We start from the raw sequence: 15,942 nt of genomic DNA, 5'->3' as shown, positions 1-15,942 counted from the left end.
CGTTGTTTAAGCAATTAGGCTGGCTTTACTGCGTAGTGCAAAGCCAGTGTTCCAAAAAGCGTGTTGACTTGACTGGTCTGAGTAATCTGACGAAAACCCCCACTGTAGAGCCTATTCGGTAGTCGTCCCTCTACGTTAGCTCTGGTTGTATCGAACCCGTCAAAGAACTGAAGACCGTAAAACAACAACCTCATAAATTCATTGGCCGGCTTGCCCCAATCCGCCAGCATTAATACACCTCCCGGTGACAATACCCGATGCATCTCCAAAATCGATTGCCGTTTATCCGCATCAGACAGATGGTGCAGCAGAAGACTACAGGTAACGATGTCCATGCTACCGTCGGGATAGGGCATTGCTGTTGACAGGCCTCGATCCAGCGTGAGAGGCCAGCCCATCACCGCCTGTTTTTGCCGGGCAATAGCCAGAACCGTTTCATCACCATCCAACCCAAACACACTAGCTCTAGGAAACTGCCGATGCAATAACATGGCCTGTGTACCCGTGCCACACCCCACGTCAAGGATGTACCTGGGCTTGCTGTCCTGAATTGGTTCAAGCAGTAGCGTCCGAAAGTGTTCTTCCTGCATGGTTAGCGCCATTAGCCGGTCATAATACCGGGTTAAGCCGTTCCAGCGCAAGGCGGGTTTGTACGAAGCAGTAGCCGGTTTCATGGTTTACAATTTCTTTTCCCACTCAGCAATGAGCTGATTATTGAGTGTAACGTACTCGGTAAACTTCTTCTCGGCGGATAATTCTGCTGACTTCCGGGCAGCAGCAATGGCCGCTTTGTAATCGCCTGTTTTCGCCAGCAACTTGGCTTGCAGATGCAGGTAATTGAACGCCGGTTTGCCGGTAGCCGCTTTGGTGGCCCACGTCAAGGCCTGTTTGGCATCCTTGTTTGTGTCGAAATAATACAGGGCCGACTGGTAAAATACGCCCGACTCCTCATCGGTAGCGGCTGCCGTGCGTTTTAGGATGTCCGCCGTAATGCGCTCGTCAGCGTTGCTCACGAGCGGAAAATGCACCGACGTATTGGCCCATGTCAGGTACAGATTGGCCTGATTCTTTACCAAATCCTGCACCTCGATGGTGAACGACTCATAAAACCGCACGGATGAATCAGGTTTGACCGTAAACCGCAGCACATCGTTCTTCGCTTCGTACCCCGCCGTGCCATGCCCTTCCGTATACGAGTTCAGGATTACCGTCCATTCGGTGCGGGTTGGGATGGTGAAGAGCGAATATTTGCCAGCAGGTAGGAGTTTACCGGCTACGGTCATCGGATCGGTAATGGTCAGGATGGTGGCATCCGACGCGCCGGTGCGCCACAACTCGCCATAGGGGACCAGCTTGCCAAAAACGGTTCGGCCCTTCACTGCCGGGCGCGAATAGTCGATGGTCAGGTCTGTAAAGCCAACCTTTTGTTTGACCGTTGCTGATGGGGAGGGTTCTGGTAAGCTCAGTTGTGCAAGGGTCGCTTGCGTAAACATACCTGTCAATAGGATAAGCGTAGCAATTGTTTTGGTCAGTGCGATCATGGCGCGAATGGGTTTAGTATTTGAGGACAATGCCGTTGGGCTTTTTACCCACCGAGATGTCTTTGATTTTGCTGCGTTTAGCAACGTCCACCACGGATACCGTAGCCGCCCCCTGATTGGTGACGTAAGCGGTTGCGCCATCTTTGGTGAAGGCAATGGCGTGCGCGTCGAGGCCCGTCTGAACTTCACTCATCTTCATCCAGCTACCATTCATACGCTCGAAAATAGAGACCTTATTACCTGTTCCGGCCTGGCTGACCCAGAGTTCGTTACGGGTGGCATGGTACGCTGCGTAGCCAGGCGTGAAACCCAGCTTAATCGTTTCCACAACGGTTAAGGTCGCTACGTCGATCACGCTGATGCTTTGGCCTTTTTCATTATCTACATACATCCTGCCATCGGCTCCGGGCCACGCGCCAACCGGGTCATCGCCAACCGGAATCGTCTTGGTAACCGACTTGTCGGCGACCTTGATGACCGTGACCGTATTGCTCATGCCATTGGCCACGAATGCGTATTGACCGTTTGCCGACATCGTTACTTCGGCTGGTTCCATGCCTACCGCGAGGGTATTCTTCAATGCCATCGTAGCTGCATTATACACCAATACCTTGCCGGCATCATCCATCTGGGAGGTCCATATTTCGGAGCCGTCGGGCGAAAACACGGCGTTATGGTTCATCACCGGTGTTTGCTGGTTGACCGTCGTCGCGCCCGTTTTAGGGTCTACCACCAGCACCCGACCGGTCATGCCTGATGTGCCACCCGCATGACCGGCGCTGAGGTCCATACCCGGTACCCCAACGCCGAGTTTGCTGCCATCGGGGGATAGGTAGATGTGATGTGGCCACATGATCATGTCGGTCATTGACATCGTACTGTGGCCGCCTGAGGCTTCGCCAAAGGAGATCGTTTCTTTCACCTGCTGACCAGCCAGATCAATAACTGACAGGCTGTTCCCCTCAGCATTGACGACGTAGGCAGCGGGGTAATTAATGTTTAGTTCGGGTTGCATGGACGACATGTCGTGCATGTTGCAGGCTGATAAGCCCAGCATCAATAAGGCCGCTATAGCCAGCGCCCGTCCGGGAGTTTGGTTGTTCATTGGAAAAGATAGGTTGTGAAAATGATGTCTGACAGCTGACCGAAGGCTAGGTTCCTTAGCATAGAAACCGCTCAGCTTAGACAGGATCAAAACATAAGGAGCACCTCGGCCGGTATAGCCGCTGGTCGCATGAGCAGGGAACCCCGCTTAACAGAGTCGCACAAAAAAACCGCTGACCGGGACGTTCAAATCCGTCCGCCAGCGAGTAGCGACATGAATCGTTGGCTCAAATAAGCCAGGTACAGAGGGAGGTCAGACGAAACCGACCCGTTCGATGGAGTGGGGTGTCGGCAAACGAAGAAATGGGTTCAGCCGAAGAGAAGGGCAGCAGAGCCGCCAGCAGAAGCTGAAATTGGGGATTGGGTAGAAAATCTGCTGGCTGGGGAGCCTGATGCGGGTGATAGTCGGCCACGAAGCTGCTCACATCGAGGTGTTCATAGCTGAGCGTTGTCTTACAGCAGGGTACCCTTTTAACGACCGGTTCGCCCGTTGCCGGAACTGATGGTTCGTCAGCCAGACAGTGTTTGGGACAATTTCTCTGAACTGCCAGCAGGGTCTTCGAGTGGCCGCGCATCTGACACCAGTGTTCCACCATACCAAAGCCCATGCTGCTTACCAAAACCAGAAGGGCCAGCCAGCAGCAAAATAGACGGGTATGTAGGGATTTTGGCATTGAATACACGATTACCGAAACAAAGGTAATTGCTTTTCTAAACAGATGATTTACAGGATTCCGTGTAGCCTTTACAAAATTTATAGAAGTGAACCGTATCCTTAGCGAACGGGATTAATCCACTCAACCTATCGACGTTGAATCAGTTACTCTAACTGATAACCAAAACGTCTGTTTGTATGGAAACTGCCTTAGCCCCCCAACATTTTCAGGAATGTATCGACGCCTGCCAGGACTGCGCCGTAAGCTGTGATGCCTGCGCCGACGCCTGTTTAGGCGAAGTGGATGTAAAAATGATGGTCAACTGCATTCGACTCGATCGCGATTGCGCCAGGATTTGTTATATGGCCGTCACCTTCATGGCCAGTGGTAGTCCCCATGCAGCTGATGTCTGTCAGCTTTGCGCCCACCTTTGTGAAGCCTGTGCTACCGAGTGCGGAAAACATGCTGACCACATGGATCATTGCCGACAGTGCGCCGAAGCTTGTCGGAAATGCGCTGAGCAATGCCGTAAAATGGCTCAGGGTGCCCACGCAATGGCGGCTTAATAAATCGTAAAGCGAACAAGCTCCATCGGGTTAAAACCTAGTGGAGCTTGCCAGTTCATGCTTACGGCTTAGCGTGTAAAGTAGTTGTAGCCATCATCACCTGCCCCTCTGACTCCCAGACGCACATTACGGTTTGACCCGCAACGGCAATACTGGGCATCTGACCTTTACCAACCTGGAGTGTTGGATTAGCCGCTGATTTGACCCAAATGATGCCTCCCTCATCCCAAGCTAATACGGGTTGTGCTGTTCCAGCAGCTAAGGTTATGTTACGACCCGTGGTAATTGATTGCTCTGGCTCACCGGGTAAACATGTATATAAGTTATCTTCACGTCGCCAGGCAGTAATGGGCTGACCTGCTGCTGAAAGAACGACCGCGCCCCCATCCATCGGACAAGCCGTTAATTTCCAGGTGCCCGTACCCAGTTTTTGGGCAGGAGCGTAGGTCTTGCCACCATCCGTCGAGTGAATCAGATGTAAGTCACGTGAACCGCCCAGCCAATTGCGGAACTGTACATATACATCATTATTTTTAGCGGCAAGTGAAACCTTACAGCACTCGCAAACGGTGCCATCAGGCGATCTATAGATAACCTGATTTTTGGACCAGGTGCGCCCCCCATCCCGGGAAGAGGCTCCGACAATTTTATTCTTCTTATCGTCACGCAGGTCAAGCCAGGCGGCATGGAACAAGCCATTGCCACTACCAGCGATGGCTTGAAAGCCTTCTTTGGCGATCTCGGGTACATCATTAACCTGTATGGCTGGAGACCACTGATTTGTAGCTCGGTTGAGTGAGTACGCATAAATATCACCTTGCCGGTTAACGGCGGTTATCACAATAAACTGATCCGTGATAGCCAGTTGTGGGCCACGCTTGGCCCCGGCCACTAAATTGGGAAGGGTCGCTACCTTACTTGGCGCGTTAAAGGATGCCGTTTGGCTTTTGGCCATAGCGTAAAAGATGGTTGAGTCTTGGCCGTACACCAGATGCATTGCCCCTTTTGTATCAGCTATAATAACGGGTAGATGGCCAGACGCGACTTTTTGAGGAGTTGAGGGCTGACAAGTTGCGGAGAGAACCCATAGCTGCAATAGAAAAAATAATAGATTGCGCATAACAGAGAGGAACAAGCAAATGAATTTACGAATATGATAAAGCGATTCTAGCCTGATATATAATGGAATGTTACCACGACACCTCTTCAAGTAGTTGAAATCAAGTGACTATCGAAGCACATTAACGATTTATTTCATGTAGAGATTAAATAGCTCGAAACCCACTCGTATGGCTTCTGAATGGGTTGCCTGATCCTATTTTACGCTACCCATAATGATATTCGGACTGGCTCCCCTCCTACTCAACCGGCCATTTTCTCCCAACAAATGCCGGGCCTGCGGCGGACCGTACCGTTGCGGATAACGAATGCTTTTAATGAACTCGTTAACTTACTATCAATGACTAAGTTGTGTTACTATTATCTAACCCTAGAAATCGTTCGCGAAAACGTCGGTATTTTAAATCAGGCGATTACAGCAGTTCGCTTCTCAGCGAGTTTGAGTCACTCCATATTCAACGGACAAGGCTTTTCTGTGAGATGATTATTTCGATACACCTTACCTCCATTAAGACACCCAATTAATTTTTCGGACACATACGGTCGCGCTGCATCATATCGTCCGTGGTGACCGTCCCCGGCCGGGCCTCAGCCGCCGAAGTGGTCGGAAATTTACCGACAGAGGCCAGACACCTCTTTGTTTGGTTATGCCAATATTAGGCTCAGAATAACTATTAAGAAACCATCTCTTCAAACGCCCATTTTTAGCGACCATTGCCAAACTTCAGCCAGTTACGTTAATGCAGTCCAGGCTTAGTCTCAAATTGCCATCTCGCAAATCAAGGTATCATTTTCAACCAAAGCATGAGTTAGTGATACATCGTAGATTGCAAAGTGACGGATGGGTATTCAAATTGTAATAACTCGTGTCTGAGCGCTGATCTTACTTACATTGTCTGGATGTGCAGGAAGTATTTAGATTACCTTCCGTAAGGTCCTAGGAATGCTTAGGGGATCATCAATTTGTGCGGTTATATCTTATTTATCGCCTGATCTGATTTTTTTATAGCTTCCACTTAAGATGAACACTCATTTCCTATTGATAGTACGGAGTCCACCCCTCATAAAAGCCACCAGCTTTTATTGTTTAGTAAGGGTGCTTGCGGTACTACATTCGATAAAATGAAGGTAGTTTGGTTTCCAAAGTTGATGTTATTTCTATCGTTGCTAGGGCATATATGTCCCTACCAAGTTTATTGTTTACAGTTCTCTTAAGGTCAGGTTGTTATAATGGGATGGGATATTGGGAATGTTTACTCAGAAATCTGCCTTTCAACCGATCATAAGGGCAATAAGCAATAGGAACATGGCCGCCTATAGATTTTAAAGAGGTCAATGTGGTAGGTTGGCAACTTTTCTGATAACGATATAGTCGTAAGCCCCATATGTCTTAATCAAATAAATTAGTAATCAATTAGTTATGTTATTTGATGTGGACAAAAAACTAGTGTATGTCCACGTAGTTATCAATCAAGTATTTTAATTTAATAGCAGGGTATGTTAATTAGTCTGTCAATTAGCAACTTACACGATCTGGAATTAGATCGAAAAACTAATGGATTGTTTATTTATAATCTTATAAGCCTCTATAATTCAGACGATTACCCTGTTAATGTGGACAAAAAACTAGTGCCGACTGTACCGTCATTTTCTATGAAATTGTTTTTCTCCAGTTCTTTCTTCGTTTTATCTAATTTTTGGACTAATTTTAACTTTACAGCTTTCTAAAACCGTACCTTCAAAATAACTTGTGAATCATTTTATATTTTATTCTTTGATATTTACGGGTGTTTATAATTCACTCATTGTCAATTAGCTGACTAATGCTTTTGTGGCTCCATGTGGACAGAAAACTCGTCATTTGTGGACAGAAAACTCGTAAACTGTGGACAGAAGTTATTCACATTTGACCTTTCAAGTGGACATATTATTCGTGAAGTACTTTAAAGAGTGGACAAATTACTAGTGATTTGTGGACGTGACCACATTTGTTTATATTTGTGGATAAACTTAGCAGGACCGCTATGAAGAAACAGATGCCTAGTAATCAACTTTCGCTACTTAAGCTAGATGCTAAAACAGAAATTCTGTTTCAGGCTAATGCGTTGACAAACGCGTATTACGATATGAGCGCGTTGCAAAAGAACATTCTGTATATGGTTCAGTCGCAAATTAAAAAGGATGACCCAGACGACCAACGGTATGTTGTACGAGTTAAGGAAATTATGACAATTACCGATACTGTTAACCCATATAAAAGTTTACAGCTGGCCACAGAGGGCATGATGCAGAAGATTATGAATATCCCAGTAGGGGGTAAGCTACTCCAGGTTGCACCCTTTTCATCGGTACTGTATGACTATGGAAAAGGAACAATGAGCTTTAAGATCGATCCCGATCTGCGTCCTTTTCTGTTCAATCTTGAGAAAGGACGGTTCACCACGTTTGGTAAGGAGCCTGCCATGAATCTACCGGGTAAATATTCTAAACGTATCTATGAAATGCTCTCGTCCTGGAAAAAGGCGGGGATTATGAAAATCACCATTTTGGAATTGAAAACCCGGCTTCGACTTTATGATCCGGTGACCGAAATCGAGCAGTATGAAGACTGGCGCGATTTCAACAAACGAGTGTTAGTACCGGCTGTCAAGGACATAAATCAGGAGTCCGATTTATATGTTGAATTTTTTCCGCAACGAGAGGGTAAACGAATTGCCCAGTTACGTTGGCTCATCAAAGTAAAAACTACAGTTCCTATTGAGGTAAGTCCGACAGTGTCGGAACTGCATGAGAAATTATTGACTCATTTTAAATTGCGGACTGATCAAATTGAGTACATACTGAGTAATTATGAGCCTGAGCTAATTAATAGAAAGCTCTACGAGATCCAGGTTCAGAATGCCAGTAAGAAGATTTCAAATATAGGGGCCTACACCGCAAAAGTGTTTGGCGTATTATGAATCGGGTATTTGGTGCCAAAAATTTTGGACATCATTTTGCCGGGTTGCAGTGCAAAAATAATCGATCAAGTACGTGGCTATGGCCTAAAGGCTATTTTTCATGATAGCACCGATAAAATCAGTCAATAAAACAAGGGATGAGTTGGTAAACGTAAAATTAGTCAGATCGGCATAGGCAAATGAAGCATTTTTAAGCTGGGCACCCCTAAAATCAGCTCCGACAAGAGAGCTTTGCTCGGTTTAACTGAGCCCCGGCAAGTAGTATGCTATTCAGATCAGCATCTGACAGAAAAAACAAAAGCAACAAAGATCTAAACAAAAGAAACAGGATGAATTATTGTCATATATTTACTATAAAAGTAAATAAACCATCTCTAATTTATGCCCCGCAAACCCCTCAAACGCGACGACGAAGCGCCCCTGGCTGCCCTGCGTACCGTACTTAGAACCCAGGCCGTTACCCTGACCCCGGGTATCAATCAGATTAGTAATCCACCACCTGCCGATCCTCACCTGGAATACTACTTCATCCCCATGCAATTTATGAAACAATACCAAGCTTACCATCGACCCGGTAAACCCCTGAAGAACCTTAAATTGGTCAACTATGACAAGCCCGCCATTTCCCTTTCCTTCTTTTTCAAACACAAATATTCTATTGAACGATCGGTCACTCACGGCGATGTCATCCAGCACATCAAAAACTACCGGGACGAGCTATTGAATAGATCTTTAATGGAGCAGCTTAGCGTGGGCCAACTCAAAGAGCTTAAACAAACCGATGAACTGCTGCGTACCATCCGGGAGCAACCCGATGCTTACCAGGCATGCTTCTCCAACTACCACCATAAATATTATTACTGGTACTGCACCTACCGCTATTTCGATGACCTGGCCACCCTGAAAACCACCACCTCCAGCGAACACTTACTCAAGCACACCGAGCGAGTAGGCCATCAGGTGCATGAACGGCTCAACATCATTTTTATTGATCCCGACTATATTAATGAGTCCGTCCCCCATGATCATAAATTAATTGACCGGGAGTTGAAGACCTTTCCCATTCAACTAAGACAAGGCATTACTACCTTGTACTTACGAGAAAATAGCTTATCCGGGGTATAAGACCCCATTAATATATTAAAGGAGAAACCAGGATTTCGGAAAAAGTAATAGGCTCAAACGTGTTGATGAATATACATTGACCTGGAGTAATCTTGTATGGAGTCATGAATATTACTTATTTGCCTAAATTTTAGGGCATATTGGAAGCAGGAAGAACATTTTGTCTTATTTTTAGGGCAAAAAAAACGTGTCTCTTATGATCACAAACGAGCATGTGATAGAGTTTTTAAATAAAAAAGCTGCTCTTTCTCTTTCTACAATTGAAAAGGAAGCAGGGTTACCTGCCAGTACATTGGCTAAAGCGATTGCCGGAACAAGACGACTTAATGACCGACATTTATCTTTGCTGGAGCCTGTGCTAATGGCCTATGGACTAAAGCTACATCCGCAACGAACCAAAAAAGCACGGGTTGTCTCTGTAGTCAATCATAAAGGAGGTGTCGGTAAAACGACCACCACCATCAACTTGGGTCGGGCACTTTCGCTACTAGGGCATCGGGTTTTAGTAATTGACATTGACTCACAAGGTAATCTCTCGCAGAGTTTGGGCATTGATAATCCTGAACAGCAACTTTATGAATCACTAGTACATCATCATGCCTTGCCGATAGTGACCATTGCGGAGACCTTTGATCTAATACCTAGCAATCTTGACTTAGCCAAATACGAAAGGGATCTTACCCACTCACCAAGCGGCTCCATGCGTCTCAGAACGGCACTGGCCCCGATTCTGGACCAATATGATTTTATATTTATCGACTGCCCACCCGCGCTCAACATCTTCACCAATTCGGCACTGATTGCTTCGTCATCAGCGCTAGTAGTGCTCGAACCTGAAACATCATCGGTGAAAGGAGTTAATAATCTCTTCGAATTAATTGAAGAAATCCGTCAATTTTTTAATGAAAAGCTGGTCATTGATGGCATATTGCTAACCCGAGTTGACCGACGCCTAATCCTACACAAAGACTTAATTAAAACGGTTCGTCAGGATCTGGCCACCTTTGGAGTGTTTAATACGGAGATTCGATTAAATGCAGCCCTTAAAGAATCCCAGTATGCCCAGCAGGATATCTTTCAGTACCAGGGGGGATCCACCGGTGCACAAGATTATAATCAGCTGGCCATTGAATTCTTAGCTAGCCAATCGCTTTAAGACCGCCAACACATGAAAAAACAATTCAACGATTCAGCGGCTCGACCTTTGATTCGAAAAGAGAGTGGGTCGCTGGTGTTTCAAGAGGATATCAAGCGATCAATTACAATTATACCCGAACTTGAAGCACTTATCCCCCCCCTATCATCAGAGGAATTCACTCAGTTAGAAGCCAATATTGTCCGGGAAGGATGCCGCGAACCCCTTCAAATCTGGCAAACGATTCAGTCTCAAATTGATGGTTCAGCCAGTAATCAACCTGTTTTTGTTTTAGTCGATGGACATAATCGTCTTCGCATCTGCCGCCAGCATGCGGTGGACTTCAAACTCCTAGTCCGCGAGTTTTCAGGGTTGGAGGCCGTCCGGGAATCGATGATTGACAATCAATTGGGCCGTCGAAACCTGACTCCTGAACAAATGGCTTATCTGCGGGGATTAAAGTATCTCAATACCAAGCGTACTTCGGGACGTCCCACAACAGCAACAAAAAAGGGAGGGCAGTCTAGCTCAATATCAACATTGAGTGAAAATGATGATATTGATCAGTTTATCCCGTCGGCAACGCGTACAGAAGATCAGTTAGCCCACCAGTACAATGTGAGTCCCAAGACTATTCGAATGGATGCATCTTATGCTAAAGGAATAGCTAAATTGGCCGAGCCCTTGCGCCGGGAAGTGCTCTCCCGCAATACGAAGGTTTCTAAAAAGGATATCATCCAGTTAGGCGATGCCTTACAACTCGACTCACTAATTGAAACACCTATTCAACTTCAGGCAGTATTAAATCAACAGTCAGTAAAAACTAATTCATCTCCTAATCAGCTCAGGTCGGTCAATAAAGGGGAGAAACCTGACAAACTTAATCGTCAGATTACAAAAGTAATCCACTTAGCCACTGCCCTTGGTATGCCGAATGCGGATATAAAATTGATTAGCCAGCAGCTTCTAAATCAAGTTCAGCACCTAATAACCCATTGTGAATCAGATATATAGTTAATTATCGGATAATGTGGTAAAAGTTACCACATTATCCGATAGACCCATTGGAAGAAGGAATAGATTGGTGGCTACTCTGCCTTCTAGAAGCTAAATCGCACGGTTACAGTTTAGCCGCCATAAAAGGAGGTTTACCGCCTATAATGTAGAAAGTTGCCGATAAATTCATGCTTTTACGCACCATTTTAGCGAGCAAGCAATTTTGTTGTCGCTTCGGCCTTAAGATTTGGTCCTTTGTAGGATTCGAAGCGTACCTGTTGAAGATAAAGCAATGGAGAAGAAATTAGGGAGATCCTACTGGATACTAGTAATGCTCATCGGCTGTCTACTCCTGACTGGGTGCGCCGTTCAACGACAGGCTGTTTACCTAGTGTCACTTTCCTAGCCCTGGCATTTCCTCCAAGGTTCAGTGCCGAAGCGGCCCATTTAGCCAAGGAACCCCTGAGTGGTCCGACTACGGTATGGTAGCGGATAGGCAGGCCTTCTGGTAGGAGCCGCTGCCAGGTTAAGGGGCCAAAAAGGCCAAGACGATCGAAAACTTAGTTGAACACAACGCTTTAATTTTACCTGCATGCCGATCAAGACGTTTCGTTATCAACTGCCCAAAAAAGCCATCAAATCCGACTGTCCGAGTTGTGGGCCTAAACACCGCAAAACGTTGAGTCGCTATGTCGACACCCAAACGGGCCAACCTCTGCCCGACATCTATGGCCGCTGCGATCGGGAAAGTAATTGTGGCTATCATCTGAACCCCTACCACAAAGGCCCATCCGGTTTGTCGTATCATGAGCAGCTGAAGGCCCAGACCAGTGTTGGCCCGATCCCCAAAGCCTGGTTTACCCTAGCGGCCCGCCAGAAACACGCGGGCGTCTTGAAACAGGACATCATAGCCCAGCTGATGCAGGAGGAAGGAGCCAGACTCGAGCAGGCCGAACGGGTGGCTCACTTTCTGTTTGACCAATCAGCGACGTCCCAGCGACCCGGTGAACCCGTCAATGGTACCCCAATCCGTCAACTGGGTGAGCTTTGCACGATTCCCCGGGAGGTGTTTAACCAGTCGCTGGGACACTATGAACGCAACCAGTTTGCCCGCCTATTGAGTCGTCATTTTGGGCCTACCCTGGCCCATGACCTGTTAAAGCGATTCCACATTGGCACCTCCGGACGTTGGCCCGGAGCCTGTGTGTTCTGGTATATTGATGAGCAGCAACGCATCAGAGGCGGGCAGATCAAACTCTTTGACGAGACGTTTCACACCGTCAAATATGTCATCAAAGCGGGCGAAAAACGCAGTCGAACCACCTGGGTCCATTCCTCCTATGCCCGACGCTGTGATGCGTTGAAGCAGCCCTATCCCGACTGGCTGCGGGCCTATCTGGATAAGCGGAATGAGGTGCAAAAATCCCCTTGCCTGTTCGGCTTGCCCCAACTCTTAACCGCCGATGCCGATCAGCCGGTGGCGATTGTGGAAGCGCCCAAAACGGCCGTCATCAGTACGCCTTATTTTCCCGGCTTTCTCTGGATGGCCGTCGGGGCCTTGTCGTATTTGAATGCGGACCGCTTGGCCCCCTTGCGTGGCCGACGCATTGAGTTATTCCCTGATTTGTCCAAAGATGGCAGCGCCTTTGCTCGCTGGAATCGGGTGGCCAATGACCTGCTGGCCCAAGGGTTTCAGATCACGGTTTCGACGTATCTGGAAGAGAATGCCACAGAGGAGGAACGAGTAGCTGGTGCCGACTTAGCCGATTTCTTACTCGAACAATGGCATTCCTGGGGTAGCTGACACATTCAGGGTGTATCCGCCACCAAAGGCAGTTAACAGGCTGTACACTAGGAGCTTGTTGAAAAGTGTATGCTTCTAACGTTCGTTTAGAGCAGATAATAATTTTGCTGTTTAGGTGCGTGGAAAAGCATACAATTTTGATGCTTTTAAAGCTGTTTTGAGCCTTAAGAGCAAAAATACGGCTGAGACCAGCCATCAACGGCGATTTTAACTCCTTTTATAAGTGGCTATCTCAATGACAGATAACGCATGCCCCAAGAAGGGGTAATTTTATACAATGATTTAATATTCAGAAGTTAACAACCTCTACGTGGCGGATATACCCCAAATGTGTTAGGTACCCCATTAGTGAGATTGACTACTTCGCTCGTGTACTCCAAGGCGTTCGTGCCAGCTTGGGTGAAGACCATCGTGCGGAACTCGCGAAAACCCTGCTCACCCTGGAAGGTGCCTTTCTCCCAATTGATGGTGAGCGGCCCCTCATTGTGGCTGGCAAACCAGGTGCCCACAAATTCGTCAGGGATGGCCGTTGATGGCGTTTGAGTTGGTAGTTCAACTACCTCATCCCCTGGCGTAGGCGTATGTTTACAACTGCTTATCGTGCTGGTCAGTAAGGACAGCGTGGTGTAGGCGACTAAAGCCCATGTCTTAGGAGAGTACACTTGACTTAATAAAAATCGACTTGATAACACTTCATTTCAAACGGGCAGAGAGAGGGCTGGCTTCGTGAAGCGGCTTTCTGCCCTGGATGGCCACAAAGTTGGGCGGGCTCGTTCGTGCGACGAAGCCGTTACCATCTGAAGCGGGATTGTGACTCATTGAAGTGGTACGAATTAGACCTTAATCTGAAGTCGGGCCTGTCTGAATTTGAGCCGACACGAACCAGATAAAGAAACCCACAGACGTCCTGAATAGGCGCATTTGTCTTAATACAAGTGGCTTTTTGCTTCTCCACCTTGGTACTACTTAGGCTTATGCGCAAGTGTATAGTAGGGAAATAGCATCTAAGGTGCCACTGTGATTGCTTCAGAGTGATTAAGTACCGCTTCAGTTGTATTGCGCTCGGGAAGAACCCCTAAGCTGGTGCACCTTTGGGGCACCAACGCCAATTCTGAAACTGAGGTGTCTTACTTCTCGCATCAGCTCACACAAATTCTGGCGCCATAAACCAACATTTTTATTAACACATGATTAGGCAACCTCAAAGGGAATCCGCTGCTGCGCGATCGGCATCTCGCACCATCATTAATCCGATCCTGAAAGACGAAGTTGTTTTTCTGGAGACTAGTCACGAAAGCAACGGCCGCCATACGCTGGTGGAAGTAAGCTTATCGGCAGGAGGGGGAAATCCCCTGCATTACCACGAGAGTTTCTCCGAGGAGTTCATCTGTCTGGAAGGTGAACTGAGTATTCAGCTGGAGGACCAGATCATCCGGCTTAAGCCCGGCGAGTCGGCCACCGCACCAGCGCTTAGCAAACACCGGTTCTTCAATCAAAGTAAACAATCGTGCCGCTTTCAGTGCCGGATCGCCCCGGGTTGCCCCGGTTTTGAGCAAACGCTTCAGATTACGTATGGATTAGCCCGCGATGGACAATCCAACGGACAGGGAATGCCCAAGAGCCTTTATGCGCTGGGATACACGGTTATGATTAGCGGGACCTGTCTGACTGGAACGATGTCTTTACTACAGCCGCTTCTGAATTGGTTGGGACGCCAGGCGATTAAAAAGGGAATTGCCGCTGATTTGCAGCGCCATTACTTAAACATCTGGTAAGCAAAGAGAGAAATCTGCGGACCTTTTTTCGCTTGTCGCCTTTTTTCAATACCGGGCATTTGGTGCACGCTACTTTTGTCAGGACGTAAAGGATTAGGCACCAGCTTACCGCTGGTGCCGCCCAGGCCTTAGACCAACTATACGAACAGGACGAGGTCAATATGAAGGCTATTTTCGCCTGTCTGAAATCACGCCAACCGGTGAACAACGTTGTGCCATTCAACACCCCACTAGCTCCATAAGGGGCTTACGCATTAAACTTTCACTATTAATAACTATTAATCAACGGCAAAGTTGCCTACATCAATATGAAAAAAGTAACCCTATTCAGTATCGTTACGCTATCAATCTTACTTTGGAACTGCAAACACGATCTAATCGATCCTGAGGTTGATGCCTACAAGCTGGACGAGACAAAGTCAGTCGCCGAATGGAAAGGCAGTTTGCGTACCGGTTATTTCAACAACGGAGCAATCACGGTAAAAAGTGATCAGCTCATGGTGCAGGACGGTAAAGTAACGAGTGGTTCGTTTACTATCCCCGTCTCGTCCATTGTTAACTTCAATCTGCCGACCGAAGCGGTCAAAGAGCAGTTGGTACACCACCTGCAAAGTGCTGATTTCTTTAACATGGCCCTGCATCCGAACATGACCTATACCATTACGAGTGTTACCCCGTATTCAGGTGAGGAAGGAGCCGACGGGACAAACTACCAGGTGAACGGCAGCCTGACAATACTGGGCAAAACCAATGCGGTGAACTTTCCCGCTAAGATACAGGTGGCCAATAACCAACTAACCGTTGACGCAATGCTTCAGGTCGACCGTACCAAGTGGGGTGTAAATTACGCCAGTGATCCAAGCTTGCCCGACGAAGGATATATTCAGCCCAACATTGATATTCACTTGAAATTATCGGGTAGCAAACAGTAAAAACGATTGGGACAAGCCGCTTTTTGCAGAACAAGTCTATTTTGCAAAAAGCGGCTTGTCCCAATTGTTTAGGGCGCTACCGATTGAGTTGAATACGTTACACGTTGGGAGCCGGAGCGTACCGTAGCAATAAGACAATTCAAGTACGTACCGCACGTAATTAACCATTCTATTAAAATGATTGGCCTGATTAAGTTGCTTTAAATAATTGTAGATATTCGTAGCCGTC

General features: G+C 47.2%; 16 protein-coding genes and 1 pseudogene. 8 read left to right on the top strand and 9 right to left on the bottom strand.

Annotated elements, in window-relative coordinates:
- Positions 1 to 14: 14 nt before the first annotated feature.
- The 4 genes from ACYVJM_RS27970 to ACYVJM_RS27955 all read right to left on the bottom strand — a co-directional run bounded on the left by ACYVJM_RS27970 (position 15) and on the right by ACYVJM_RS27955 (position 3,319).
- A complete protein-coding gene (locus tag ACYVJM_RS27970) occupies positions 15 to 674 on the bottom strand; it encodes a class I SAM-dependent methyltransferase (RefSeq protein WP_461151521.1) in 660 nt (219 codons plus the stop codon).
- A gap of 3 nt (positions 675 to 677) precedes the next feature.
- Positions 678 to 1,541 carry a DUF2911 domain-containing protein gene (locus tag ACYVJM_RS27965; protein ID WP_460963751.1) on the bottom strand — a complete coding sequence of 288 codons (864 nt, stop codon included), beginning with the start codon at positions 1,539 to 1,541 and terminating at the stop codon, positions 678 to 680.
- A gap of 13 nt (positions 1,542 to 1,554) precedes the next feature.
- On the bottom strand, positions 1,555 to 2,646 hold the full coding sequence (locus ACYVJM_RS27960) for a YncE family protein (RefSeq protein WP_460963752.1): 1,092 nt from the start codon (positions 2,644 to 2,646) through the stop codon (positions 1,555 to 1,557).
- Between the two features lie 226 nt (positions 2,647 to 2,872).
- Positions 2,873 to 3,319, bottom strand: a complete 447-nt coding sequence (locus tag ACYVJM_RS27955) for a hypothetical protein (protein WP_460963753.1) — start codon at positions 3,317 to 3,319, stop codon at positions 2,873 to 2,875.
- A 179-nt stretch (positions 3,320 to 3,498) separates the two neighbouring features.
- Here ACYVJM_RS27955 and ACYVJM_RS27950 point away from each other — a divergent pair, with 179 nt between their 5' ends.
- The gene (locus ACYVJM_RS27950; protein WP_460963754.1) at positions 3,499 to 3,867 is read left to right on the top strand and encodes a four-helix bundle copper-binding protein; all 369 of its coding nucleotides are present in this window, start codon (positions 3,499 to 3,501) and stop codon (positions 3,865 to 3,867) included.
- Positions 3,868 to 3,928: 61 nt separating this feature from the next.
- Here ACYVJM_RS27950 and ACYVJM_RS27945 read toward each other — a convergent pair whose 3' ends face one another.
- Both ACYVJM_RS27945 and ACYVJM_RS27940 read right to left on the bottom strand, forming a co-directional pair.
- Positions 3,929 to 4,822 (bottom strand): sialidase family protein, encoded by an 894-nt coding sequence (locus ACYVJM_RS27945; protein ID WP_461151520.1) that lies wholly within the window; start codon positions 4,820 to 4,822, stop codon positions 3,929 to 3,931.
- Positions 4,823 to 6,047: 1,225 nt separating this feature from the next.
- A complete protein-coding gene (locus ACYVJM_RS27940) occupies positions 6,048 to 6,164 on the bottom strand; it encodes a DNA/RNA non-specific endonuclease (RefSeq protein WP_461151554.1) in 117 nt (38 codons plus the stop codon).
- Positions 6,165 to 7,010: 846 nt separating this feature from the next.
- On the opposite strand from ACYVJM_RS27940, the gene ACYVJM_RS27935 reads away from it, so the two are divergent.
- Positions 7,011 to 7,946 (top strand): replication initiation protein, encoded by a 936-nt coding sequence (locus ACYVJM_RS27935; RefSeq protein WP_461151519.1) that lies wholly within the window; start codon positions 7,011 to 7,013, stop codon positions 7,944 to 7,946.
- An 84-nt stretch (positions 7,947 to 8,030) separates the two neighbouring features.
- Here ACYVJM_RS27935 and ACYVJM_RS27930 read toward each other — a convergent pair.
- A pseudogene (locus tag ACYVJM_RS27930) lies at positions 8,031 to 8,168 on the bottom strand (pentapeptide repeat-containing protein); the annotation flags it as partial.
- Between the two features lie 159 nt (positions 8,169 to 8,327).
- Here ACYVJM_RS27930 and ACYVJM_RS27925 point away from each other — a divergent pair.
- The 4 genes from ACYVJM_RS27925 (at position 8,328) to ACYVJM_RS27910 (ending at position 13,006) form a co-directional block, all read left to right on the top strand.
- Positions 8,328 to 9,071: a hypothetical protein gene (locus ACYVJM_RS27925; protein ID WP_461151518.1), complete on the top strand. Its 744-nt coding sequence runs from the start codon at positions 8,328 to 8,330 to the stop codon at positions 9,069 to 9,071.
- A gap of 196 nt (positions 9,072 to 9,267) precedes the next feature.
- On the top strand, positions 9,268 to 10,227 hold the full coding sequence (locus ACYVJM_RS27920) for a ParA family protein (protein WP_461151517.1): 960 nt from the start codon (positions 9,268 to 9,270) through the stop codon (positions 10,225 to 10,227).
- Between the two features lie 12 nt (positions 10,228 to 10,239).
- Positions 10,240 to 11,220 carry a ParB N-terminal domain-containing protein gene (locus ACYVJM_RS27915; RefSeq protein WP_461151516.1) on the top strand — a complete coding sequence of 327 codons (981 nt, stop codon included), beginning with the start codon at positions 10,240 to 10,242 and terminating at the stop codon, positions 11,218 to 11,220.
- A 574-nt stretch (positions 11,221 to 11,794) separates the two neighbouring features.
- A complete protein-coding gene (locus ACYVJM_RS27910) occupies positions 11,795 to 13,006 on the top strand; it encodes a DUF6371 domain-containing protein (RefSeq protein WP_461151515.1) in 1,212 nt (403 codons plus the stop codon).
- A 296-nt stretch (positions 13,007 to 13,302) separates the two neighbouring features.
- Here ACYVJM_RS27910 and ACYVJM_RS27905 read toward each other — a convergent pair whose 3' ends face one another.
- Together ACYVJM_RS27905 and ACYVJM_RS27900 are read right to left on the bottom strand one after the other, a co-directional pair.
- On the bottom strand, positions 13,303 to 13,668 hold the full coding sequence (locus tag ACYVJM_RS27905) for a hypothetical protein (protein WP_461151514.1): 366 nt from the start codon (positions 13,666 to 13,668) through the stop codon (positions 13,303 to 13,305).
- 31 nt (positions 13,669 to 13,699) lie between these two features.
- Positions 13,700 to 13,825, bottom strand: coding sequence for a hypothetical protein (locus ACYVJM_RS27900; protein ID WP_461151513.1), 126 nt, complete (start codon positions 13,823 to 13,825; stop codon positions 13,700 to 13,702).
- Positions 13,826 to 14,193: 368 nt separating this feature from the next.
- Between ACYVJM_RS27900 and ACYVJM_RS27895 the strand changes: the two genes are divergently transcribed.
- Positions 14,194 to 14,781, top strand: coding sequence for a cupin domain-containing protein (locus ACYVJM_RS27895; RefSeq protein ID WP_461151512.1), 588 nt, complete (start codon positions 14,194 to 14,196; stop codon positions 14,779 to 14,781).
- A gap of 308 nt (positions 14,782 to 15,089) precedes the next feature.
- Complete coding sequence (locus ACYVJM_RS27890) at positions 15,090 to 15,713, top strand: YceI family protein (protein ID WP_461151511.1); 624 nt, start codon at positions 15,090 to 15,092, stop codon at positions 15,711 to 15,713.
- The last annotated feature ends 229 nt before the right edge of the window (positions 15,714 to 15,942 follow it).

Source organism: Spirosoma pulveris (assembly GCF_054781875.1).
Note: the sequence above shows the minus strand (reverse complement) of the source record. Positions and strands in the feature narration are given on the sequence as shown.